This window comes from Streptomyces sp. 2323.1 (assembly GCF_900221035.1).
Classification (GTDB): domain Bacteria; phylum Actinomycetota; class Actinomycetes; order Streptomycetales; family Streptomycetaceae; genus Streptomyces; species Streptomyces sioyaensis.
Map to the genome: position 1 here is coordinate 4,865,687 of NZ_LT907981.1, position 22,953 is coordinate 4,888,639.

Below are 22,953 nucleotides of genomic sequence, written 5' to 3' on the forward strand. Positions count from 1 at the left end.
GAGCCGCCGATGCCGTTCCGTCCCCGCACAGCGGTCAGCGGTGCGATCCTCGCCACCGCCGCCGTGCTGCTGTGTCCCGCCGCGGCCGCGGCCCGGCCGGCCGCCGCGCCGACCCCACCGGGCTGGTCCGCCGCGCCCGCACCGGGGGCCGGCGCCGCCCCGCGCGCCCAGGACCGCCCGTTCTTCTACCTGGAGGGCGCCCCGGGGACCGTCCTGGCCGACCGGCTGTCCCTGAGCAATCCCAGCGGCCGCACCGTCGCCGTACGGCTGCGCGGCTCCGGTGCCGGGGCGTGGCTCACGTTCGCCTCCAAGGAGGTGCGGATCCCACCGCGTACCCGGGCGAGCGTCCCGTTCACGGTGACCGTCCCGCGCGATGCGGCCCCCGGCGACCGCTCCGGCGCGCTCCTGGCCACCGGCCGGACGGGCGGGCGGGCGGCCGTACCGCTCCATCTGCGGGTGACGGGGCCGGTGTTGTCCGCGCTGACCGTCGAGAAGGTGTCGGTGCGCAGCGCGGGCGGGTCGGCGGTGATCCGGTACACGCTGGTCAACCGCGGCAATACGGTGCTCAGGCCGCGGATCGCGGTGCGCGCGGACGGGCTCTTCGGCCCGGTACTGCGGCGGGCCGCCCGTACGCTGCCGTCCGTACTGGCGCCCGGCCGGGCGGTCGACCTGACGGAGACCTGGCACGGTCCGCCCGCTCTGGACGCGGTGGAGGTCCGGCTCACGGCGACCGCGGCGGGCGGTGCTCACGGGGCCGCCACCGCCTCGTACACCGCGGTCCCCTGGGGCGTCCTCGCCGCCCCGGCGCTGCTGCTCGCGGTGGGCGCGGGCGGGCTGGCGGCCCTACGTCTGCGACGTCGCGGCGCGGGGCCGGGCAGGGCGCGGGGCGAGCAGGCCGCCCGGAGTGCGGCCGGCGGGGCGCGGCCGTCCGGGGACGACGCGGCGGACGCGGCGGCCGAACTGGCGGGCACCGGGCCGGGAGCGCGCGGGTGAACGGCCGGACGGGGGCGGGGCGGACGGCGGTCACGAGTACGGCCCGCGCAACGCCCCGACGCCGCGTACGGGGGCGGGCGGTGGCCGCGCTCGCCCTGTGCGCCGCGCTGGCGCCGGGGCTGTGGCCGGCCGCCGGGGCCCAGGCCGCCCCCCGGGCCGTCCCCCATGCCGCCGCCGACGGCAAGCCCGTAGCCCAGCTCTCCGCCAAGGAGGCGGGCAAGGGCGGCAGCCTCACCGTGACCGGCCGCGGCTGGCGCCCCAAGGCGCTGCTCACGCTGCTGATCTGCGGACAGAACATGATCGGCGGCAGCAATTCCTGCGCCAACGGCGACGGACGGGCCACCACCACCGATGCCCACGGTGCCTTCCGCAGGAAGCTGCCGGTCGCCGAGCCGCCCAAGCCCTGTCCCTGTGTGGTGCATGTGGCGACGGTGACCGGTGCGGCGGCCGCGGCGGATGCCCCCTTCACGGTGGCGGGCCACCCGGTGGCGCCGCTGCCCCGGGAGGCCACCGGCGGCCGGCTGGCGGTGCTCGCCCAGCCACGCCTGGCGGGCAGCAGCGGGCTGCTGACCTGGTTCGGCGCCCCGGCACAGCGTGAACTGACCGTCACCGTCGGCAATCTCGGCCCGGCGCCGGCCCGGGACCCGGTCTTCCGGGTCGGTACCTCGCACGGCGTCTTCGCCCCCAAATGGGAGGAGCAGCAGTGGCGGGGCACCATCCCCGCCGGAAAGAAGGCGCGGATCAGGCTGCCGGTCGAGCTGCCGGCCGGCGCACACGGGGACTATCTGGTCTCCCTCGCCTACGGCGGCCGGACCCTGGTCGAGCAGCCCTGGGGGGTCGGCCGGCCCTGGGGCGTGACGCTCTTCTGGGTGCTGCTCTGCGTGGTGATCCCGACGGCGGTGTTCCGCATCGGGACGGCGCTCGTGGACCGGGTACGCCCGCACCGGAGGGACCGAAGCCGCAGGCGCTCCGCCGGCCGCGGCCACGCCGCCGGCCGGCTGCACGGCACCCGCACCCACACCAAGGACCGCACCGCGCACGACGGCTCCACGGACGGCCCCGGTACGCCGGGCGACTCCGGCGGGCTGCCGTGGTTCACCCCGGACACCGCACCGTCCACCACCACATCAACCGAACGACCGACGTCGAAAGGTTCTGCGTGATGAGGCAACGGAGGAGAGCGGCGGTGGCCTCGGCGGCCGCGCTGATGCTCGCGGGGGCGGGCATCATGACCGCGGCCGGGACCGCCCAGGCAGCGGAGGTGTCGTACAAGACGGAGTGTCTGCCGCCGCCGATATCGGGGCTGCCGCCGATCGAGGGCACCACGAAGGTCGCGGTCAGCGCGCCGGGGACGGCCAAGGTCGGCGACGAGATCGAGGTGGTCTGGAAGACGGTCGAGGGCGCCTCCAAGAACCCCGACATCCTCGATCTGGGGGAGAACACCGTCCAGCCGACCGGCACGATCAAGGTGGCCGGGGCACAGACCGGCGATCTGGCGGTGCAGGGGCCGCGGCAGAATCCGCCCATCCCCAAGGGCGGTGCGATGAAGCTGTCCGACATGAAGGGCAAGCTGAAGCTGACGAAGGCCGGCGAGGTCACCCTGGCGCCCGGCTTCTACAACATCAACGTCAACAAGCCGATCTCGACGGACACCAAGTGCTCGCCCAAGGAGACGGTGAAGCCCGCGGTCACCATCAAGGTGACCGACGGCGGCGGCGATTCCGGCGGCACGACCGGAGGGACCACGTCCGGAACGACGGGCGGCTCCACGACCGGCACGACGGGCGGGACCACGGCCGGCACCTCGGGCGGGACCACCGCCGGGACCTCGGGCGGGACCACGTCCGGTACGACATCCGGCACCTCCGGCGGTGCGACCTCCGGCAGCACAGTCGGCGGCAGCACGACCGGCGGCTCCGGCGGCGACCCCGACGGCACCGCGTACAAGGGCAAGCAGGTGCAGGTCCCGTACGCCTGCAAGACGCCGATCGGGGACAAGAAGGCGACCTCGCCGGTCCAGATCAACGCCGTGAAGAAGAGCGGCAGTTACGGCCTGACGGTGAAGTTCGCCAAGTCCGTGATGGACAGCCCGGCGGACATCCCCAAGGGCGCCGTCAAGCCGTCGATGGACGTCAAGGTCGGGGGCGCGGACAAGGGGTCGGTGAAGGTCGCGGGGCCGGCGAACGCCGCGCCCATCAAGTCGGGCCAGCCGATCGCGATCCCCGATCTGACGGGCACCTACAAGCCGGGCGCCACCGGCAAGGCCACGCTGACCCCGGGGGTGCTCACCGTCAACGCCCTGGGGACGACCACCACCTGCACCCCGGAGAAGGACCCGGGGGCCTCGCTCACCCTGGACACCTCGGCACAGCAGGGCGGCACCTCCGGTGGTGCCTCGGGCGGTGCGACGGTCTCCGGAGGCGGGACGACGGGTTCGGCCGGCGCCTCGGGCGGCAGCAGCGGCGGCCTCGCCGAGACCGGTGCGAATGATCACGGCGGGCTGACGGCGCTCGGCCTCCTCGCCGGGACGGCCATCCTGCTGGGCGGGGCGGTCTTCACGTTCCTGCCGCGGCGCCGGGCACGCATCCGCTGACGCGGCACGTCCACGGGACGCACGAAGGGGGGCGTCGCACCGGCGGTGCGACGCCCCCCTCCGCTGTCCGGGGCCGGCAGGCGTCAGTTGACGCTGCCCATCAGCTCCTTGATCCGCTTGCGGGACACCCAGATGCCGAGGCCGGCGACGACCGCCAGGGCGGCCTCGACGGCGACCGAGACCGAGTTGTTCAGGTCGACGTTCAGCTGCGGCGACGTCAGCAGACCCGATACGGAGTCACCCGCGGTGACCGCGAGGAACCAGACACCCATCATCTGGGAGCTGTACTTGGCGGGCGCCATCTTCGTGGTGACCGACAGGCCGACCGGGGAGAGGCACAGCTCACCGACGGTCTGGACGAAGTAGATCGCCACCAGCCACATCGGGCTGACCTTGCCGCCGTTGGCGGCGGTGTCGATCAGCGGGAAGAGGAAGACCCCGAAGGAGATGCCGATCAGCGCGAGGCTGGACGCGAACTTGACCGCGGTGCTGGGCTCCTTCTCGCGCTTGTTCAGCCACAGCCACGCCGAGGCGACCACCGGGGCCAGCGCCATGATGAAGACCGGGTTCAGCGACTGGTACCAGGACGTCGGGAAGTGGAATCCCAGCAGGTCGTTCGTCGTGGAGTTCTCGCCGAAGATCGACAGCGTCGAGCCGTTCTGGTCGTAGATCATCCAGAAGACGGCGGCGACCACGAAGAACCAGATGTAGCCCGAGAGCTTGGACTGCTCGAGTTCCGTGACCTCCTTGTCGCGCTTCATGCGGATCAGGACCGCGATCGGGATGACCAGACCGGCGATGGTGATCGGCATCAGCGCCCAGTCGGCGAAGTTACCGCTCACGCCGAGCAGGGTGTAGAACACGGCCGCGACGGCCAGCCAGATCAGGCCCTTGCGCAGCACGGATGCCTTCTCCTCCGGCGTCGCGGGCTGGGCGACGATGTTGCTCTCCGGGCTGAGGTGGCGGGTGCCGAGCATGAACTGGGCGAGGCCGAGCGCCATGCCGACGGCGGCAAGCGTGAAGCCGAGGTGCCAGTTGACGTTCTCGCCGACGGTGCCGATGGACAGCGGGGCGAGGAAGGCGCCGAGGTTGATGCCGATGTAGAAGAGCGTGAAGCCACCGTCACGGCGCGGGTCCTCCGGGCCGTTGTAGAGGTGGCCCACCATCGTGGAGATGTTGGCCTTCAGCAGGCCGGAGCCGAGCGCGACCAGTACGAGGCCGGCGAAGAAGGTCGCCGCGGTGGGCAGGGCGAGCGTGATGTGGCCCGCGATGACGACTCCGGCGCCGATCGCGACCGTCTTGCGCGGCCCCCAGAAGCGGTCGGCCATCCAGCCGCCGGGCATCGCGAGCAGGTAGACCATCGCCATGTACACCGAGTAGATCGCCGTGGCCGTGGTGGCCTGCATATGCATGCCGCCGGGCGCGATCAGGTACAGGGGGAGGAGGGCCTTCATGCCGTAGAAGCTGAAGCGCTCCCACATCTCGGTCATGAAGAGAGTGGCCAGTCCGCGGGGGTGGCCGAAGAAGGTTTTGCCGCCGTCCGCAGGGTTCCCCTGCTGGGCCGCGTCCTTCGTCAGGCTGGACGCCATAGAAGCTTCCTTGCTGCTACGGGACGCGTTCGCAGGCGATACGCGCCCGGGTCGGGGGGATGACCGGCCCGGCGTAGCCCCGTCCGCCCCCACGTCCGGGAGGTTCGGCTCCCCGTCAAGGAGTCGGCAGGACGGTCGTACCCCGGAATCCACGCCCCCCGTAGTGCAAGCGCGCGGCGGACCCGGTCGGCAGGTCGATCACTGTGTATCAGGGCCGGGGGTCCCGGCCCGGGACACAACGAGGGACCGATGACGTCGGTTGAGCGTCAAAGGTCCCGAAGGTTGTGCGATGGACGTCGAACCACCATACGTCTGGTTACCGGTCCGTTGGGCTGCGTGAGACAACGGTCACATCCATCTCGGGAACTATGAGCGCCTCTCGGGACGCCCGCGCGCCCTCGCGTGCGCCCGCGCTTGCGCAGCTCAGGGCGCCAACGGCGCGGGAACGGGTCCGCCGTCGGCCATCCGCGCTGGTCCGCCCCTCGCTGCGGATACATCGGACTACCATCGGCCCATGACCCGTGTACTGCTCGCCGAGGATGACGCGTCCATCTCGGAGCCGCTCGCCCGCGCACTGCGCCGCGAGGGTTACGAAGTCGAGGTGCGCGAGGACGGCCCGACGGCGCTCGACGCCGGTCTCCAGGGCAATATCGACCTCGTCGTCCTGGACCTGGGGCTGCCCGGCATGGACGGCCTGGAGGTCGCCCGCCGGCTGCGCAACGAAGGCCATTCCTTCCCCATCCTGGTGCTGACCGCCCGCGCCGATGAGGTGGACACCGTCGTCGGCCTGGACGCCGGCGCCGACGACTACGTCACCAAGCCCTTCCGGCTCGCCGAACTCCTCGCCCGCGTACGGGCCCTGCTGCGCCGCGGCTCCACCGCCGAGCCCCAGCAGCCGCCGGCCACCCACGGCGTACGGATCGACGTCGAGTCGCACCGCGCCTGGATGGGCGAGGAGGAACTCCAGCTCACGGCGAAGGAGTTCGATCTGCTGCGGGTCCTGGTGCGGGACGCCGGCCGGGTCGTCACCCGTGACCAGCTGATGCGCGAGGTCTGGGACACCACGTGGTGGTCGTCCACCAAGACGCTCGACATGCACATCTCCTGGCTGCGCAAGAAGCTCGGGGACGACGCCGCCAATCCCCGCTACATCGCCACCGTCCGCGGAGTCGGCTTCCGCTTCGAGAAGAGCTAGGGGCCCGTGCGCCGCCGCCTGATCAACTCCACGCTCGCCGTGGTGCTCGTCGTGATCGCCGTCTTCGGCGTCTCACTGGTGATCGTCGAGACCCGCACCATCCAGTCCGGCGCGCAGGAGAGCGTGGCGTCGGAGGCGGTGCGGCTGGTCGGGATAGTGGAGAGCCGGCTGGGCAGCGGCGAGAAGATCACCCCGGGCATCCTCTCCGAGCAGATCACCGCCAAGCGGCACGCCGAGATCAAGGTGCCCGGCAAGGCGCCGATCGAGATCGGGCACCGCCCCTCGGGCGATGTCATCGCCTCGACGGTGCGTGGCGACCGCGGGGAGTCCGTCACGGTCCAGGAGTCCCGCTCCACGGTCAGCGCGGAGATCGGCCGTACGCTGCTCGTGATTCTGGCCGTGGCGCTGCTGGCGATCATCGCCGCCGTCATCCTGGCCATCCGCCAGGGCCGCCGGCTGACCGCGCCGCTGACCGACCTCGCGGAGACCGCCGAACGCCTCGGCTCCGGCGACCCCCGCCCGCGCCACCGCCGCTACGGCGTGCAGGAGCTGGACCGGGTCGCCGATGTGCTGGACGCCAGTGCCGAGCGGATCGCGCGGATGCTGACCGCCGAGCGGCGGCTGGCCGCGGACGCCTCCCACCAGCTGCGGACCCCGCTGACCGCGCTGTCCATGCGGCTGGAGGAGATCACCCTCACCGACGATCCGGACACCGTGAAGGAAGAGGCCACCATCGCGCTGGCGCAGGTGGAGCGGCTGACGGACGTCGTCCAGCGGCTGCTGACCAATTCCCGCGACCCGCGCAGCGGCTCCGCGGTCGCCTTCGATCTGGACGAGGTGGTCAAGCAGCAGATCGAGGAGTGGCGGCCGGCCTACCGCAGCGCGGGACGGGCCATCGTGCGCTCCGGCAAGAAGGGCCTGCGGGCCGTCGGCACGCCGGGTGCGGTCGCCCAGGTGATGGCCACCCTCATCGAGAACTCGCTGATGCACGGCGACGGAACGGTCGCGCTGCGTACCCGCGTCACCGGCAACCAGGCGGTCGTCGAGGTCACCGACGCCGGTCCCGGCGTCCCGCCCGACCTGGGCTCCCGGGTCTTCGAGCGGACCGTCTCCGGCCGGAACTCCACGGGCCTGGGGCTGGCAGTCGCCCGAGACCTGGCCGAGGCGGACGGCGGGCGGCTGGAACTGCTCCAGCAGCATCCGCCGGTCTTCGCGCTGTTCCTGGCCCGGGAGCAGGAGCCCACCGACGAATAGGGCCCGCGGCCCGGGCTGCCTGCCCGCGGCCCGGGCTACCTCCGCGAGGTGCTGCGCGGCCGCGGCGAGTCGTCGGCGAGGAAGGACTCGGCGGTCTCCACGGCCTTGCGCGCGGGCAGCGCACGGAAGACCCAGGTGCGGTAGGACCAGAAGCGGAAGAGCGTGGCGACGGCGATGCCGAGGAACTTGAAGACGTTGCTCTGCAGCGGGGAGTCCCAGTCGAAGCCGTAGGTCGCGATGTAGAGCACACCGTTCTCGATGACCAGGCCGACGACGCTGAACAGCAGGAAGAGCGTCAGTTCCTTCGTGCGGCCCTGCTTGTCGCGGTCGCGGTAGGTGAAGTAGCGGTAACCGAGATAGTTGGTGCCGGTCGCCACGACGGTCGCCACGATGCTGGCCCGCACGACGGGCACCTCGGTCAGATGCCGTACGAGGTTGAACACCGCGAAGTTGACCACGACGCCCGCGCCGCCGACCGCACCGAACTTCACCAGTTCCCGGGTGAGCGCCTCCAGCCTTGACCGCAGTGCGCTCCGTTCACTCATGGTGATCGTTCAGCTCCCCGTCGTGGGCGGTGTCCGCGGCCGTCAACGCTGGTCCGCTCCCTCATGCTAACCACCGGCCGACGGCGGTGCTTGCCGCCCGGCAACTCCGTGCGGAAGCCCCTGCAGAAGCGGGGGTCAGCCCACGGTCACCCGGAAGTTGAGGCTGCGGGCGCCCGCCTCGTCGGCCGCTGCGGTGCCGCAGCGCCGGCAGCGCAGCAGCCGTAAGTCCGTACGGCCCGGGCGGACGGCCCGGAAGCCGAGGCGGCGGACGGGGCCCGAGCCGGCCCGTGCGCCGCCGGGGACCACCCGGGAGCCGGTGGCCCGCAGGACGGCCGGGTCGGGGCGGGGCTCGGCGATGATCCAGCGGTAGCCGTCGGTGCCCTCGTCGTCGACCTGCACGCTGAAGCGGTCACCGGGGGAGACCGCGATCTCGGTGTCGTCGGCGTCATAGATCCGCGGCGCGGACAGCTGGCTGAAAACGGAGTGCAGGGCGATGAGCAGTGCGGTGATCGCGACCGCGATCACCAGCGTCCTCGTGCCCCTGGTTATGCCGCTGTTCTCCATCCGGCCTCCCCCTCGCCGGGCCCGCTACGGGCGCCGGCCGTGCCCGCCGGCCCGGGAGTCGGGGCAGGCGGCGGTCCTTAGTCGGCGATCTTCGAACGTGCGAACTCAGAGGATCATCCAAGCCGGGGTCCGGGCCGCGGCGCCGTACGGATACCCTGGGGGCGTGACGTTCCCGGTAGTCGGCATGGTCGGCGGCGGTCAGCTCGCCCGTATGACCCACGAGGCGGGTATCCCCCTCGGCATCAGATTCAAGCTCCTCAGCGACACTCCGCAGGACTCGGCGGCTCAGGTGGTCGGTGATGTCGTCATCGGCGACTACCGCGATCTGGACACGCTGCGTGCCTTCGCGCGTGGCTGCGATGTGATCACTTTCGATCACGAGCACGTTCCCACCGAGCATTTGCGGGCCCTGGAGGCCGACGGGATCCCCGTCCGGCCCGGCCCCGATGCGCTGGTGCACGCCCAGGACAAGGGGGTGATGCGGGCGAAACTGGACGCGATCGGCGTGCCCTGTCCACGCCACCGCATCGTCTCCGACCCCGCGGACGTCGAGCGCTTCGCGGCGGAGCTCGGTGGCGGGCAGGCGCCGGACGGCTTCCCGGTGGTCCTCAAGACCGTCCGCGGGGGCTATGACGGCAAGGGCGTCTGGGTGGTGCGATCCTCCAAGGAGGCCGCCGAACCGTTCCGCGCCGGGGTGCCCGTCCTCGCGGAGGAAAAGGTCGATTTCGCACGCGAACTGGCGGCCAACATCGTCCGCTCCCCGCACGGCCAGGCCGTGGCCTACCCGGTCGTGGAGTCCATCCAGGTCGACGGGGTCTGCGACACCGTGATCGCGCCGGCGCCCGGCCTCGACGAGGAACTCGCCGGCCAGGCCCAGCAGCTGGCGCTGCGGATCGCCCAGGAGCTGGGCGTCGTCGGCCATCTGGCCGTCGAGCTCTTCGAGACCGCCGACGGCCGGATCCTGGTCAACGAGCTCGCCATGCGCCCGCACAATTCCGGCCACTGGACCCAGGACGGCGCGATCACCTCGCAGTTCGCCAACCACGTCCGTGCCGTGCTCGACCTCCCGCTCGGCGATCCGCGCCCGCGCGCCCGCTGGACGGTCATGGCCAACGTGCTCGGCGGCGACTACCCCGACATGTACTACGCGTACCTCCATTGCATGGCGCGGGACCCGCAGTTGAAGATCCATATGTACGGCAAGGACGTGAAGCCCGGCCGTAAGGTCGGACACGTCAACACCTACGGCGACGACCTGGCCGACGTGCGCGAGCGCGCCGCTCATGCCGCCGGCTACCTGCGAGGAACGATCACCGAATGACGTCCAGCCCGTCGCCCGACACCCGCCCCGCACCGACCGCCGACACCCCCTCGCCCGAGGCAGCCGGCGCCCCGCTCATCGGCATCGTGATGGGCTCCGACTCCGACTGGCCCGTCATGGAGGCCGCCGCCCAGGCCCTCGACGAGTTCGAGATCCCCTACGAGGTCGATGTCGTCTCGGCGCACCGCATGCCGCGCGAGATGATCGCGTACGGCGAGGAGGCGGCCGGCCGCGGGCTGAAGGCGATCATCGCGGGCGCAGGCGGCGCGGCCCACCTCCCCGGAATGCTCGCCTCGGTCACCCCGCTCCCGGTCATCGGCGTCCCCGTACCGCTGAAGTACCTGGACGGCATGGACTCCCTCCTGTCCATCGTGCAGATGCCGGCCGGCGTCCCGGTCGCCACCGTCTCGGTCGGCGGTGCCCGCAACGCCGGACTGCTCGCCGCCCGGATCCTCGCCACTACGGACGCCGAACTCCTCGGCCGGATGCGGGAGTTCCAGCAGGAGCTGAACGACCAGGCCACCGAGAAGGGCAAGCGGCTGCGCAACAAGGTCGCCACCCCGGGCGGCTTCGGCTTCGGGGGCGGCCGGTGAACTCGTCCCGGGAGGCCGCACGGGATCTGCTCGCCCGCTGGCCCGTCGTCGACGGCCACAACGACCTGCCCTGGGCGCTGCGCGAGCAGGTCCGCTACGACCTCGACCGGCGCGACATCGCCACCGACCAGTCCGCGCACCTGCACACCGATCTGCCGCGGCTGCGGGCCGGCGGCGTCGGCGCACAGTTCTGGTCGGTGTACGTCCGCGCCGACTACGCGGGCGACAAGGCCGTCAGCGCGACCCTCGAACAGATCGATGTGGTCCGGGAGCTGGTCGCCCGCTACCCCGGCGAGCTGCGCCTGGCGCTGACCGCCGACGACATGGAGGCGGCCCGCGCCGAGGGCCGGATCGCGTCCCTCATGGGCGCCGAGGGCGGCCACTCCATCCACAACTCGCTGGCCACCCTGCGCGCCCTGCACCGCCTGGGTGTGCGCTATATGACGCTCACCCACAACAACACCATCGACTGGGCGGACTCCGCGACCGACGAGCCGCGCCACAACGGACTGTCGGCCTTCGGCGAGGAGGTCGTCCGGGAGATGAACCGCTGCGGGATGCTGGTCGACCTCTCGCACGTCTCGGCCGACACCATGCGCGATGCGCTGCGGGTCAGCACCGCACCGGTGATCTTCTCGCACTCCTCCGCCCGCGCCGTCTGCGACCACCCGCGCAACATCCCCGACGACGTGCTGGCCCAGCTGCCCGCCAACGGAGGGGTCGCGATGGCCACCTTCGTGCCGAAGTTCGTACTGCCCGCGGCCGTCGAGTGGACCCAGCGCGCCGACGAGAACATGCGGGCGCACGGGCTGCACCACCTCGACACCACCGAGGAGGGCATGCGCGTCCATCGTGCCTTCGAGGCCGCCAACCCCCGGCCGAAGGCCACCGTGGCGACCGTCGCCGACCACCTCGACCACATGCGGGAGGTCGCCGGCGTCGACCACCTGGGCATCGGCGGCGACTTCGACGGCACGGCGTTCACGCCTGACGGCCTGGCGGATGTCTCCGGCTACCCGAACCTGATCGCCGAGCTGTTGGACCGCCAGTGGTCCGAGTCCGACGTGGCCAAGCTCACTTGGCAGAACGCGGTGCGGACGCTGCGCGCCGCGGAGGACGTCGCACGCGCAACCATTTGACGCCCCACGTTTTCGGCTTTCCCGCCGTGGTGGTTTGTCGCCGTTGCGCTTTGCGGCGCCCCCGCACGTTGTCGGCTTTCCCGCCGTGGTGGTTTGTCGCCGTTGCGCCTGGCGGCGGGCGTGGGTGGTCGGGTGCGGTGCCGCTCCTCCGGACTTCGTCCTGCGGCGCGGCCCCTCCCGTGAGTGGGTGGTGAAGGGCCGGTGGGGGCGGAGGTAATGCGTCCACTGCGCGCGCGTAAGGGCTTACGTGCACCCCCACCGGTCTTCCCCACCCCAACGGGAGGGGCCGGACCGCAGGACGAAGTCCGGAGGGCCGGTCCCGCAGCCGAACAGCCAGCGCAGCGGCACCAGCCCGCCGCAGGCGCAACGGCGGGACGCCACGCGGCGGGCCAGCCGAAAACGTGCGGGGGCGCCGCAAAGCGCAACGGCGAGCGAGCCCCACGGCGGGTCAGCCGACAACGTGGGGCAAAATCCGCTACGCGGAGGGCCGCCCAAGCGCCCGGTAGGTCCAGCCGGCCTTGCGCCACAGCGCAGGATCAAGCGCATTGCGGCCGTCCAAGATGCGACGCTCGGCGACAACGTCGCCCAGGACCGCCGGGTCCAGTTCGCGGAACTCGCGCCACTCCGTCAGGTGGAGCACGACATCCGCGCCGCGCACCGCCTCCAGGGCGGTCTCCGCGTAACCCAGCGTCGGGAAGACGCGCCTCGCGTTCTCCATGCCCTTCGGGTCGTAGACCGTCACCTGGCCGCCCTGGAGGTGGATCTGGCCGGCGACGTTGAGGGCGGGGGAGTCGCGGACGTCGTCCGAGTCCGGCTTGAAGGTCGCGCCCAGTACGGCGACCCGCTTGCCCAGGAAGCCGCCGCCGCCGAGCGCTTCCCGGGTCAGCTCGACCATGTGGCCACGGCGCCGCATGTTGATCGAGTCGATCTCGCGGAGGAAGGTGAGCGCCTGGTCGGCGCCCAGTTCGCCCGCGCGGGCCATGAAGGCGCGAAGGTCCTTGGGCAGGCAGCCGCCGCCGAAGCCGATGCCGGCCCGCAGGAACTTCTTGCCGATCCGCTCGTCGTGCCCGATGGCCTCGGCGAGCTTCACCACATCGCCGTTGGCCGCCTCGCAGACTTCCGCCATCGCATTGATGAAGGAGATCTTCGTCGCCAGGAAGGAGTTGGCGGAGGTCTTCACCAGCTCGGACGTCGGGTAGTCCATGACGATGAAGGGGGAGCCCTCGGCGAGGGGTGTGGCGTACACCTCACGCAGCAGTTCTTCGCCCCGCTCACCGGCCACACCCACCACGATCCGGTCCGGGTGCAGGGTGTCCTGGACGGCGAACCCCTCGCGCAGGAACTCCGGGTTCCAGGCCAGCTCGACCGCCACGCCGGCCGGGGCGGCCGCGGCCAGCCGCTCGGCGAGCCGGGCGGCGCTGCCCACCGGCACCGTCGACTTGCCGACCACCAGGGCGGGCCGGGTCAGATGCGGAGCCAGCGCGTCGAAGGCGCTCTCGACGTACGACATGTCACAGGCGTACTCACCGTGCTTCTGCGGGGTGTTCACGCAGATGAAGTGCACATCGCCGAAGGCACCGGCCTCCTCGTAGGAGGTGGTGAAGCGCAGCCGTCCGCTCGACCCCTCGATCCCGGCGACGTGGCGGCGCAGCAGCTCCTCCAGGCCGGGCTCGTACATCGGGACCTCGCCCCGCTGCAGCATCTCGATCTTCTCGGGGACCACATCGAGCCCCAGCACCTCGAAGCCCAGCTCGGCCATGGCCGCGGCGTGGGTGGCGCCGAGGTAGCCGGTGCCGATCACTGTGATCTTGAGGGCCATGGATGCTCCAAACAAGCGGGGCGGCGCGGGCGCCGGCATTCAGGGTGGTGGTCGGGGTGCGGGCGGGCAGAGAATTGGCGCTGACCGAGCATAGTCGGGCGCGGAACGGCCCACTCCAGCCGCTCGCCCCCACTCCGTGCGTCACTGTCGGCAACCTCACGTATCCGCAGCCGGGATCCGACGCCTAGAATCCGGAGAGGTAACGGGTTACTTAACGGTAATTAGCACTTGCAGTCAGCTCTCAGGGGAGTGAGAAACCTTGGCGGGAACCGCTGATTTCGATCTGTACCGGCCATCCGAGGAGCACGACATGCTCCGCGAGTCGGTGCGCTCGCTCGCCGAGGCGAAGATCGCGCCGTTCGCCGCCGCGGTGGACGAGGAGGCCCGCTTCCCGCAGGAGGCGCTCGACGCGCTGGTCGCCAACGACCTGCACGCCGTGCACGTCCCGGAGGCCTACGGCGGCGCCGGCGCCGATGCGCTGGCGACCGTCATCGTCATCGAGGAGGTCGCCCGCGTCTGTGCCTCCTCCTCCCTCATCCCGGCGGTCAACAAGCTCGGCTCGCTGCCGGTGATCCTCTCCGGCTCCGAGGAGCTGAAGGCGAAGTACCTGGGCCCGCTGGCCAAGGGCGACGCGATGTTCTCGTACTGCCTGAGCGAGCCGGACGCCGGCTCCGACGCGGCGGGGATGAAGACCAAGGCCGTCCGCGACGGCGACCACTACGTCCTCAACGGCGTCAAGCGCTGGATCACCAACGCCGGTGTCAGCGAGTACTACACGGTGATGGCCGTCACCGACCCCGAGAAGCGCTCCAGGGGCATCTCGGCCTTCGTCGTCGAGAAGGGCGACGAGGGCGTCTCCTTCGGCGCCCCGGAGAAGAAGCTCGGCATCAAGGGCTCCCCGACCCGCGAGGTCTACCTCGACAACGTCCGGATCCCCGCCGACCGCATCATCGGCGCCGAGGGCACCGGCTTCGCCACCGCCATGAAGACCCTGGACCACACCCGCATCACCATCGCGGCCCAGGCGCTCGGCATCGCCCAGGGCGCCCTGGACTACGCCAAGGGCTACGTCCAGGAGCGCAAGCAGTTCGGCAAGCCGATCGGCGACTTCCAGGGCGTGCAGTTCATGCTCGCCGACATGGCCATGAAGGTGGAGGCGGCCCGTCAGCTCACCTATGCCGCGGCCGCCCGCTCCGAGCGGATATCCGCCGGCGGCAAGGGCGAGGACCTGACGTTCTTCGGCGCCGCGGCCAAGTGCTACGCCTCGGACGCCGCCATGGAGATCACCACGGACGCCGTCCAGCTGCTCGGCGGCTACGGCTACACCCGTGACTACCCCTGCGAGCGGATGATGCGCGACGCCAAGATCACTCAGATCTACGAGGGCACCAACCAGGTCCAGCGGATCGTGATGGCGCGCAACCTGCCGCAGTAGTAGAGGCAGTTGAGGCAGGAGAACGGCATACGGCGAGGGCCCGGACCGCGGTGGCGGTCCGGGCCCTCGTGCGTCGGGCGGCGGTGGGTCAGTTGCCGCTGACCGTGACCTTCTCGTCGTTGTTCAGCTGCTGGACCAGCTGCCGGAGCTTGGCCTTGTCCCAGACCAGGTTGCCGCCGGTGGAGCCGGAGATGGGCATGTTCATCGACTTGCCGTCGCCACCGGTGACGCCCTTCATCGCGAAGAACATGCTGCCGAGGTCGAACAGGTTCATGTCCTTGTCGACGATGAGGGTGTCCAGGCCGGCACTCATCGTCGGGTAGAGCTTGAAGGGGTTGAGCACGGTGCCGGGGGTGGCCGTCTGGCTCGCCAGGGTCGCCAGGAACTTCTGCTGGTTCTTCGTCCGGTCCAGGTCCTGGCCGGCGAACGCGTGCCGGGTGCGGACGAAGGCGAGCGCCTGCTGGCCGTTGAGCGTCTGCTTGCCGGCCGGGAAGTCGGCGCCGGAGTTCTTGTCCTTGAACGCCTTGGGGATGTCCATCTCGACGCCGCCGATGGCGTCCACGATGTTGGCGAAGCCGGCGAAGCCGATCTCGACGTAGTGGTCGATGTGCAGCTTGGTGTTGTACTCGACGGTGCGCACCAGCAGCTCCGGGCCGTCCTCGGCGTAGGCCGCGTTGAGCTTGGTGTGCCGCCCGGTGCCCGGGTACTTCTTGCCGGAGTCCGAGCCGACGAACGACGGTATCTCGACGTCCGAGTCACGCGGCAGGGATATCAGCGTCGGGCCGTTGCTGCCGTCGTGCAGGATCATCATCGAGTCGGTGCGCTTGCCCTCGGCGGAGCCGGTGTGCAGCTTCTGCTTCTCCGCGGCGGACATGCCCTCACGGCTGTCCGACCCGACGATCAGGTAGTTGGTGCCGTCGCCCGCCTCCGGCCGGTCGATGACCTTGCTCAGGTCCACCTGGCGGCGGAGCTTGCCGTCGGCCCAGAAGTAGGTGGCGACCGAGGCCACCGCGAGCACCGCGACCAGAGTGATCACGGTCCACTTGATGCGCCGGCCCCAGCGCGGCCGCGGCCGCCCGGCACGGCCGTCGCCGTAGTCGTCGCCGCGACGGCCCCCGCCACCGCCGCCGCCGTAGACCTCGCCGGTGTTGTAGCCGCTGTCGTACGCGTCGTCGTAGCCCTGGGACTGCTGCGGCGGCACGGTCGCGCCCCTGCGCGGGGACATCGACGGCGGCAGCGGCGGCTCGTGCCGCTGGTAGCCGGGGGCCGCGTCGCGCCGTACCTGAGGCATGGCGCGCGCACCCTCCGGCTCGGCGCTGCCGCTGCCGTATCCGTACCGGTTGCCGCTCTGGTCGCCGGACCACCCATTGGGCCACTCATTCATACGGGGAAGTGTGCACGCCGCGGCGGGGTGCTCCATAGAGCGGGTGCCGGATCGGGCCAGGGCTGTTGCAGAGCTGATGCAAAGCCACGGCGGCCTTCCGCCGCATTCCGGAAGCGGGCGTCGCCATCCCGACCTGGGATAACGGAAGGTCGTATTCCGGTTTGTATCCGACAGCGATCACGAGAGCAATGTCACGGACCTGCGCTTCGGTGCGAGAGCTGTCTCACGGACGGTGCGCGGCCCGGCCGTCTTCCGGCCACTTAGGCTGGCTGCATGACCGAACTCGTCACCGAAAACCCCGAGGAAGAGCAGGCGGGCAAGCCCACCTCTGTGTCCCGCATCACACTCAGCCACATCATGACGGCGGTCGACACCAACCTGCTGGGCACGGTGCACGGTGGCGTGATCATGAAGCTGGTGGACGACGCGGCGGGCGCGGTGGCCGGGCGGCACTCCGGCGGGCCGGCCGTGACCGCCTCCATGGACGAGATGGTCTTCCTCGAACCGGTCCGGATCGGTGACCTCGTGCATGTACGCGCCCAGGTCAACTGGACCGGCCGCTCCTCGATGGAGGTCGGCGTACGGGTCCTGGCCGAGCGCTGGAACGAGTCCAGCCCGGCCCAGCAGGTCGGCTCCGCCTACCTCGTCTTTGCCGCCGTCGACGAGCAGGGCAAGCCGCGCCGGGTGCCGCAGGTGCTCCCCGAGACCGAGCAGGACAAGCGCCGCTACCAGGAGGCGCAGATCCGCCGTACGCACCGCCTCGCCCGGCGGCGCGCCATCAAGGAGCTGCGCGAACGGCGGGCCGCGGAAGGCCTCGACGACGCATAGCGGCGGCGACCGTCAGCTGGGCGAGCAGCGCCAGCCCCGTGCCGATGACGGTGCCGGCCGCCGCGCAGATCACATCGTCGACATCGGCGATCCGCCCGGCCCGCATCAGCAGCTGCGCCGTCTCGATGGCCAGGCACAGGCCCACCCCCAGCAGGAACGCCGCGGCGGCCGACGTGCGCGGCGCCGCGAACCTCAGCATCAGCGGTGCGGGGACGAACAGGGCGGCATTGGCGATCTGCCGCCGCACCAGCATCGCCAGCTCCCCGGGCTCCAGTTGGGCGCCCAGGTCGAACAGCCCCTCACCGGGCCGCCACCACACCGTGGCGTCCCCGGAGCCGATCGGCTGGCTGGGGGCGAGCGTCGCCGCCAGGAGCAGCAGCAGCCAGCCGGCCAGCAGCATCCGGGCCGTGGTGCGCGGGGCGCGGCGCGTCGGGGCGCGAGCCGCCCACAGGGCCAGGGCCAGCGCCAGCAGCAGCGCCAGGGCCAGGAAGAGCGCCACGGAGGCGGGGGTGATGCCGAGCACTACCTGCCACACGATGCGCACCTTTCACGACATCCAGGACATCAACTGCAGCTCCATTTTGTGACGTAGATCGTTTGCGCCCGCTCCATGACGCCCCGGATGCACTCGTCCCGGAGCATCTCCACCCGGCCGCTCAGCCCGACGGCGCCGCCCTGCGTCCGCCGGGTGCCGAACCAGCCGGGGAAGGCGGTGATCCGGTCGTTCTTGCGCTGGTAGCCGAGCCGCACGCTGATCTCGTCCGGCCCGGCCGGCTCGTCCCGCCGGTAGGTCGCGGTGTACGTCCCGTCGGCCCCCACCGGACCGCGCAGACACAGCTGGCCGCGCACCAGGTCCCCGCAGCCGGTCGGTGCGGCGGGCGCCGGCGGCGCGGCGGCAGCGGTGGCCGCGACCAGGCCCAGGGCCGCGAGAGCCACCGTGACCCGGCGCGCACGGTGGTGTGCGGCGGGCCGGTGGGCCGGCGGCCCGGGCAGGGTGCGGCGGGGCGCAGGGACGCTCATACCGCCTCGCCTCGCTCGGCCTCGGCCTCGCCCGCGCGAGGCGCGCACGCTGCGCTGCGGAGCTCGCCGCGCCGGCTCATGGGCACACCGCCTGATCGCCGGTGATCGCCGCGATCCCGCCGGGCTTCTGCGACGGCTCCTCGGCCCGCACCCGTTGCACGGTCCGGTGGTCCCGGCCGACCGTCACCTGCATCACCGGCCCCTGCCCGGTCACCGGGTGCAGCTCGGCGCCGGGCAGCGCGACGGCCAGCGAGCGGGCCGAGCGGTCCCAGCGCGGGTCGTAGGCGAGGACCGTGCGGGGCACCGTGCCGAGCGGGGAGGTACTGGGAGCGCCGGTGGTGGCGAAACCCGTGGCATGCAGCTCCCCGGCCACCGAGGTGCCCGCCCCGGCCCGGCCGCTGCCGTTGTCGACCTGCACCTGGACCTGGCCCGGCGGTACGTCGACGACCCTGCCCCGCGGCCCTTTCCCGTCCCGGTGCGCCGCGAGCGGCTTGTCCTCGCGGATCGCCTGGAAGAGCTTCGGTGCCTGTACCGGATCCCACCGCACGGTCGACCCGACGCCCGGCACCGTCTGGGCCGTACTGGCCAGCGGCACCGACGTGAACTCCGAGGACGACGGGGAGAAGCCGCGCATCGCCTGCCCGAGGTCGACCAGGTCGCCCGCCCCGAAGCCCGAGTCGGCCCGTACGGACCGCAGCATCGTGTCGGCGACGTCCCTGAAGCGGATGGGGTTCATCAGCACTCCGGAGGAGGTGATCTTGTGGATGAGGGCGGCCAGGAAGCGCTGCTGGCGCTGCATCCGGCCGAGGTCGGCGGAGCCGTCGATGTGCCGGGAGCGCACGTACTGCAGCGCCTGCCCCCCGTTGAGCTGCGACTTGCCGACCGGCAGGGCCAGTCCCGTATAGCTGTCCCGCAGCGGCCGTACGGTGCAGATCTCCACCCCGCCGACCGCGTCCACGCTGCGCATGAAGCTGGTGAAATCGACCTCCAGATAGTGGTCGATGTGCACCCCCGTCATGTGCTCGACGGTCCGCACGGTGAGGCTGGGGCCGCCCTCCGCATAGGCCGCGTTCAGCTTGATGGCGTGGGCCGGGCGCGGTGCGCCGGTGACGGCGTCCGTATGGGCGGGGACCTCGGCGTAGGAGTCACGGGGGAGGCTGATCACGCTGGCGCGGTCCCGGTCGGCGGAGAGATGCACCAGCATGAGGGTGTCGGTGCAGTGACAGGGCGCACCGCCCAGGTGGTACCGCTGCTTCTCCGCGGCGGTGAGTTTGTCCCGGCCGTCCGTGCCGACGACCAGGAAGTTCAGGCCGTCGCCGCCCCCGGGGCGGTTGCTCATGCCCTTGAATGCGTCCACCCGGCCGAGGCCGCTCTCCACGCCCGTGACCATGGCGTGCCCGATCCCGCTCGCGGCCAGCACCAGTACGGACGCGGCGGCGCCGATCCGCAGCCCCCAGCGCTTCCCCGGCGGGCGCCGGCGCGGCGCGGGCCGGGGGGCCCGGCGCCTGGCCGGACGGGGGGAGCGGAACGGCGCGGTCACGGGGGACACCTCCGCGGCTGGACGGGCGTGAGCGGTGCCCGGCGGGGGAGCGGGGCAGGACGGGAAGGAGGCGAACGGGGACGAAGCCGGCGAGGACACCGTAGGCCCATACGATCGGCTGCAAAGCGCCACACGCCGGGCATCCGCCGCCCGGCCACCCGGCTGCGCCCGAGGGTGTCCCCCATTCGCGGTAACGTGAGGCGCGATTCTGCAGTCTCCCGGCGGGCGCTGCCGTCGCTGGCGGCCGCCGCGGGCCGTACCCCCTGAGGAACCATGCCGCAGCAGCAGCCCCCGGCCGTCTCCGTGATCATGCCGGTGCTCGATGAGGAACGTCACCTGCGTAATTCGGTCCGGCACATCCTGGAGCAGGAGTACGCCGGAGAGATGGAGGTGGTGATCGCCCTCGGCCCGTCCACGGACCGTACGGACGAGATCGCCGCCGAGCTCGTCGCCGAAGACCCCCGCGTGCACACGGTGCCGAACCCCACCGGCCGTACGCCCGCCGCGCTGAACGCCGCGATCAAGGCGTCCCGGCATCCCATCGTGGTGCGGGTCGACGGTCACGGCATGCTCTCGCGGAACTACATCGCCACCGCCGTGCGCCTCCTGGAGGAGACCGGTGCGGCGAACGTCGGCGGCATCATGCACGCCGAGGGGGAGAACGCCTGGGAGGACGCGGTCGCCGCGGCGATGACCTCCAAGATCGGCGTGGGCAATGCCGCCTTCCACACCGGTGGACAGGCGGGCCCCGCCGAGACCGTCTACCTCGGCGTCTTCCGGCGTGAGGCGCTGGAGCAGCAGGGCGGCTACAACGAGGAGTTCATCCGCGCCCAGGACTGGGAGCTGAACTTCCGCATCCGGGAGGCCGGCGGCGCGATCTGGTTCTCGCCCGAGCTGAAGGTCCAGTACCGCCCGCGGCCGAGCGTCCGGGCGCTGGCCAAGCAGTACAAGGACTACGGCAAGTGGCGCCATGTCGTCGCCCGCTACCACGCCGGATCGATCAATCTGCGCTACCTCGCGCCGCCGACCGCGGTGTGCGCCATCGCGGCGGGCCTGGTGGCCGGCGCAGCGGTCACGCCCTGGGCGCTGATCGTCCCCGGCGGCTATCTCGCCGCCATCGTCGCGGGCTCGGTACCCGCCGGCAAGGGCCTGTCACCGAAGGCCCGCCTCCAGATCCCCCTCGCCCTGGCCACCATGCACATGGCGTGGGGGGTGGGGTTCCTGACCAGTCCCCGCTCGCTGGCCAGGAAGGTCATCGCCAGCCGGCGGCCGGCGGTCATGGCCCCGGCGGCCGGGGGCGAGTAGGGACATTCCCCGGCGGTGGTCACCGTCGAGCCGGCCCTGCTGCATGCTCGGGCAGGGCCGGACTCAACTCTCAGCTCAACAGCCCTTGGTCACGGGTGGAGCGCGGCGGTGTCCCGCGACTCAGAAGCTGTACTGCGGATTCACCTTCATACAGGCCTTGGAGTCCTCGCCGTTGAGCGCGTCCGCGCTGTCCGGGGCCTTGTCCGCACTCTTGTCGTCGCCCGACGTCTTCGGGTACGCCGAGCCGTTGCGCCAGTCGTTGCCGATCACCAGCCGCATCCCGGTGGCCGAACTGGACTCCCGTACCGCGCCCTTGGGCAGGCCGAGCGCCTTCGCCAGTGCCAGGGCGTCGCCCCGCAGCCCCTTGTCCCGGTAGGTGATCGTGGTGTCGGCCTGGGTGGTGAGTGCCGGGTCGGTGCCGGCCGCGCCGTAGCCGAGGCCGGCGAGCCGCTGCTGGATGACGGCCGCGCGGCCGGAGACCGGGCCGTTCACCGTGCTGTTGGTGCCGTTCTGCACCACGACCTTCAGCTCGCCCTTGGGCGTTGACGCCTTCGGGTCCGGCGTCGCCTTCTTCTTCTTGTCCTTGCCGTCCAGCGCGGTGTCGTTGCGCAGCAGCGCGAAGGTGGCCTCCGCGTCGCCGGGCTTGGGCATGACGTACGACTCGTCGGGGCTGTACTGCCAGGGCATGGTGACCATCGTGATGCGCTTGGTCGGCACCCGGTTGAGGTCGCCGCCCAGGTCGTAGAGCTTCTTGACGGTGTCCAGGCCGTCGTCGACGGTCAGCGACTTGGTCGCGGCCTCCGCCAGATCGCGCAGCTGGCCCGGGTCGGTGAGCTTGGTGCCCTGCTTGAGCTGGCGGACCATCGAGTTCATGTACATGTGCTGGGCCTTGGCCCGGCCGATGTCGGTGTTGTCCTCGAAGCCGTAACGGGTGCGCAGCCACTGCAGGGCCTGCACGCCCTTGACGGAGTGGGTGCCCTTGGTGAGCTTCAGCCCGCTGCCGTGGCCCTTGCTGTCGTGCGAGTAGACGTTGTTGTCGACACAGACCGGGACACCGCCGATGGCGTCCGCCATGGAGACCACACCGGAGAAGTCGACCATCATGAAGTGGTCGATGTAGACGCCGGTCAGCTCCTGCCAGGTGGCGAGGGTGCACCCCGGACCGCCGTGCTGGAGCGACTGGTTGATGGCCGCGGAGGTCTGCGGATAGACCTGGTGCGTCTTGGGGTCGGTGCACTGCGGGATGGTCACCCGGGTGTCCCGCGGGATGGAGATCACCGACATGTTGCTGCGGTCCGCGGAGACGTGCAGCAGCATCTGCACATCCGCCAGCGGCTTGCGGTCCGCGTCCTGCCGGGCGCCGCCGAGCTTGATGTTCTCCGCGCTGTTACGGCCGTCGGAGCCCAGCAGCAGGATGTTCAGCGGGCTCTGCCCGAAGGCGTTGGGGTCCGGCTTCTTGAGCCCGCCCCCGCCCAGGGACCGCGGGGCCTTGCGGAGGTTGGCATTGAGGTGCTCGTAGTACCAGTAGCCGGCGCCCGCGCCGCCCACTATCAGGACGGCGAGGGAGAGGGCCGTCCAGCGCAGCACCTTGCGGCCCCTGCCCCGGCGCGGCCGCCCCCCTTTGCGGTGGCCGCCGTCGGCGGACGTGTCCCCGTCCTCGGGGGGCACGCCGCCGTCGGCGGACGTCCAGCCGGGGGCGTCCGGCGGCAGCCCGCCGTCCGCGTAGAGACCGTCGTCCCAGCCCAACTCCTGTGCGTCCGGCTCGCGTCGCCGGCGCGATCGGTCACCACGCACACTGCTCTGCCGCATCTGGCCCTCTCCCCGCTCTCCGTCCGA

20 protein-coding genes are annotated in these 22,953 nt (G+C 71.6%); 11 read left to right on the top strand and 9 right to left on the bottom strand.

What is annotated here, in order from left to right:
* Window positions 1-9 precede the first annotated feature (9 nt).
* The 3 genes from CPH93_RS20975 (at window position 10) to CPH93_RS20985 (ending at window position 3,586) form a co-directional block, all read left to right on the top strand.
* Window positions 10-993 carry a COG1470 family protein gene (locus tag CPH93_RS20975; protein ID WP_096213721.1) on the top strand — a complete coding sequence of 328 codons (984 nt, stop codon included), beginning with the start codon at window positions 10-12 and terminating at the stop codon, window positions 991-993.
* A gap of 80 nt (window positions 994-1,073) precedes the next feature.
* Window positions 1,074-2,156 (top strand): hypothetical protein, encoded by a 1,083-nt coding sequence (locus CPH93_RS20980; protein ID WP_096213722.1) that lies wholly within the window; start codon window positions 1,074-1,076, stop codon window positions 2,154-2,156.
* Entirely contained in the window at window positions 2,156-3,586 is a 1,431-nt protein-coding gene (locus tag CPH93_RS20985; RefSeq protein WP_096213723.1) for a hypothetical protein, read from the top strand. The genes CPH93_RS20980 and CPH93_RS20985 overlap by 1 nt, the downstream gene beginning before the upstream one ends.
* An 83-nt stretch (window positions 3,587-3,669) precedes the next feature.
* On the opposite strand, the gene CPH93_RS20990 is transcribed toward CPH93_RS20985, so the two are convergent.
* A complete protein-coding gene (locus CPH93_RS20990; RefSeq protein WP_093483545.1) occupies window positions 3,670-5,175 on the bottom strand; it encodes a peptide MFS transporter in 1,506 nt (501 codons plus the stop codon).
* A gap of 514 nt (window positions 5,176-5,689) precedes the next feature.
* Here CPH93_RS20990 and CPH93_RS20995 point away from each other — a divergent pair.
* Together CPH93_RS20995 and CPH93_RS21000 are read left to right on the top strand one after the other, a co-directional pair.
* Window positions 5,690-6,370: a response regulator transcription factor gene (locus CPH93_RS20995; protein WP_033266590.1), complete on the top strand. Its 681-nt coding sequence runs from the start codon at window positions 5,690-5,692 to the stop codon at window positions 6,368-6,370.
* Window positions 6,371-6,376: 6 nt separating this feature from the next.
* Window positions 6,377-7,624: an ATP-binding protein gene (locus tag CPH93_RS21000; protein WP_093483544.1), complete on the top strand. Its 1,248-nt coding sequence runs from the start codon at window positions 6,377-6,379 to the stop codon at window positions 7,622-7,624.
* A 35-nt stretch (window positions 7,625-7,659) separates the two neighbouring features.
* Here the strand turns inward: CPH93_RS21000 and CPH93_RS21005 are convergent, their stop codons facing one another.
* Window positions 7,660-8,169 (bottom strand): GtrA family protein, encoded by a 510-nt coding sequence (locus tag CPH93_RS21005; RefSeq protein ID WP_096213724.1) that lies wholly within the window; start codon window positions 8,167-8,169, stop codon window positions 7,660-7,662.
* 135 nt (window positions 8,170-8,304) lie between these two features.
* A complete protein-coding gene (locus tag CPH93_RS21010; RefSeq protein WP_231976905.1) occupies window positions 8,305-8,733 on the bottom strand; it encodes a protease inhibitor I42 family protein in 429 nt (142 codons plus the stop codon).
* Between the two features lie 184 nt (window positions 8,734-8,917).
* Between CPH93_RS21010 and CPH93_RS21015 the strand changes: the two genes are divergently transcribed.
* The 3 genes from CPH93_RS21015 to CPH93_RS21025 are packed head-to-tail and all read left to right on the top strand — an operon-like array spanning window position 8,918 to window position 11,786.
* Window positions 8,918-10,054: a 5-(carboxyamino)imidazole ribonucleotide synthase gene (locus tag CPH93_RS21015; RefSeq protein WP_096215522.1), complete on the top strand. Its 1,137-nt coding sequence runs from the start codon at window positions 8,918-8,920 to the stop codon at window positions 10,052-10,054.
* Window positions 10,051-10,647, top strand: coding sequence for a 5-(carboxyamino)imidazole ribonucleotide mutase (gene purE / locus CPH93_RS21020; protein ID WP_176969344.1), 597 nt, complete (start codon window positions 10,051-10,053; stop codon window positions 10,645-10,647). The genes CPH93_RS21015 and purE overlap by 4 nt, the downstream gene beginning before the upstream one ends.
* Window positions 10,644-11,786, top strand: a complete 1,143-nt coding sequence (locus tag CPH93_RS21025; RefSeq protein WP_096213726.1) for a dipeptidase — start codon at window positions 10,644-10,646, stop codon at window positions 11,784-11,786. The genes purE and CPH93_RS21025 overlap by 4 nt, the downstream gene beginning before the upstream one ends.
* 475 nt (window positions 11,787-12,261) lie before the next feature.
* On the opposite strand, the gene CPH93_RS21030 is transcribed toward CPH93_RS21025, so the two are convergent.
* Window positions 12,262-13,605, bottom strand: coding sequence for a UDP-glucose dehydrogenase family protein (locus tag CPH93_RS21030; RefSeq protein ID WP_096213727.1), 1,344 nt, complete (start codon window positions 13,603-13,605; stop codon window positions 12,262-12,264).
* 259 nt (window positions 13,606-13,864) lie between these two features.
* Here CPH93_RS21030 and CPH93_RS21035 point away from each other — a divergent pair, with 259 nt between their 5' ends.
* Entirely contained in the window at window positions 13,865-15,040 is a 1,176-nt protein-coding gene (locus tag CPH93_RS21035; RefSeq protein ID WP_096213728.1) for an acyl-CoA dehydrogenase family protein, read from the top strand.
* 88 nt (window positions 15,041-15,128) lie between these two features.
* On the opposite strand, the gene CPH93_RS21040 is transcribed toward CPH93_RS21035, so the two are convergent.
* Complete coding sequence (locus CPH93_RS21040) at window positions 15,129-16,424, bottom strand: LCP family protein (RefSeq protein WP_093483539.1); 1,296 nt, start codon at window positions 16,422-16,424, stop codon at window positions 15,129-15,131.
* Window positions 16,425-16,697: 273 nt separating this feature from the next.
* Here CPH93_RS21040 and CPH93_RS21045 point away from each other — a divergent pair, with 273 nt between their 5' ends.
* Window positions 16,698-17,252: an acyl-CoA thioesterase gene (locus CPH93_RS21045; protein WP_096213729.1), complete on the top strand. Its 555-nt coding sequence runs from the start codon at window positions 16,698-16,700 to the stop codon at window positions 17,250-17,252.
* Here the strand turns inward: CPH93_RS21045 and CPH93_RS21050 are convergent.
* From CPH93_RS21050 to CPH93_RS21060, 3 genes are all read right to left on the bottom strand, one after another.
* Window positions 17,203-17,787, bottom strand: a complete 585-nt coding sequence (locus CPH93_RS21050) for a VanZ family protein (protein WP_096215523.1) — start codon at window positions 17,785-17,787, stop codon at window positions 17,203-17,205. The genes CPH93_RS21045 and CPH93_RS21050 overlap by 50 nt on opposite strands.
* A gap of 29 nt (window positions 17,788-17,816) precedes the next feature.
* Complete coding sequence (locus CPH93_RS21055) at window positions 17,817-18,272, bottom strand: hypothetical protein (protein WP_096213730.1); 456 nt, start codon at window positions 18,270-18,272, stop codon at window positions 17,817-17,819.
* A 76-nt stretch (window positions 18,273-18,348) separates the two neighbouring features.
* Window positions 18,349-19,812 carry an LCP family protein gene (locus CPH93_RS21060; RefSeq protein ID WP_096213731.1) on the bottom strand — a complete coding sequence of 488 codons (1,464 nt, stop codon included), beginning with the start codon at window positions 19,810-19,812 and terminating at the stop codon, window positions 18,349-18,351.
* Window positions 19,813-20,085: 273 nt separating this feature from the next.
* Here CPH93_RS21060 and CPH93_RS21065 point away from each other — a divergent pair, with 273 nt between their 5' ends.
* Complete coding sequence (locus CPH93_RS21065; protein WP_093483535.1) at window positions 20,086-21,117, top strand: glycosyltransferase family 2 protein; 1,032 nt, start codon at window positions 20,086-20,088, stop codon at window positions 21,115-21,117.
* Window positions 21,118-21,237: 120 nt separating this feature from the next.
* Here CPH93_RS21065 and CPH93_RS21070 read toward each other — a convergent pair whose 3' ends face one another.
* A complete protein-coding gene (locus CPH93_RS21070; RefSeq protein ID WP_096213732.1) occupies window positions 21,238-22,926 on the bottom strand; it encodes an LCP family protein in 1,689 nt (562 codons plus the stop codon).
* Between the last annotated feature and the right edge of the window lie 27 nt (window positions 22,927-22,953).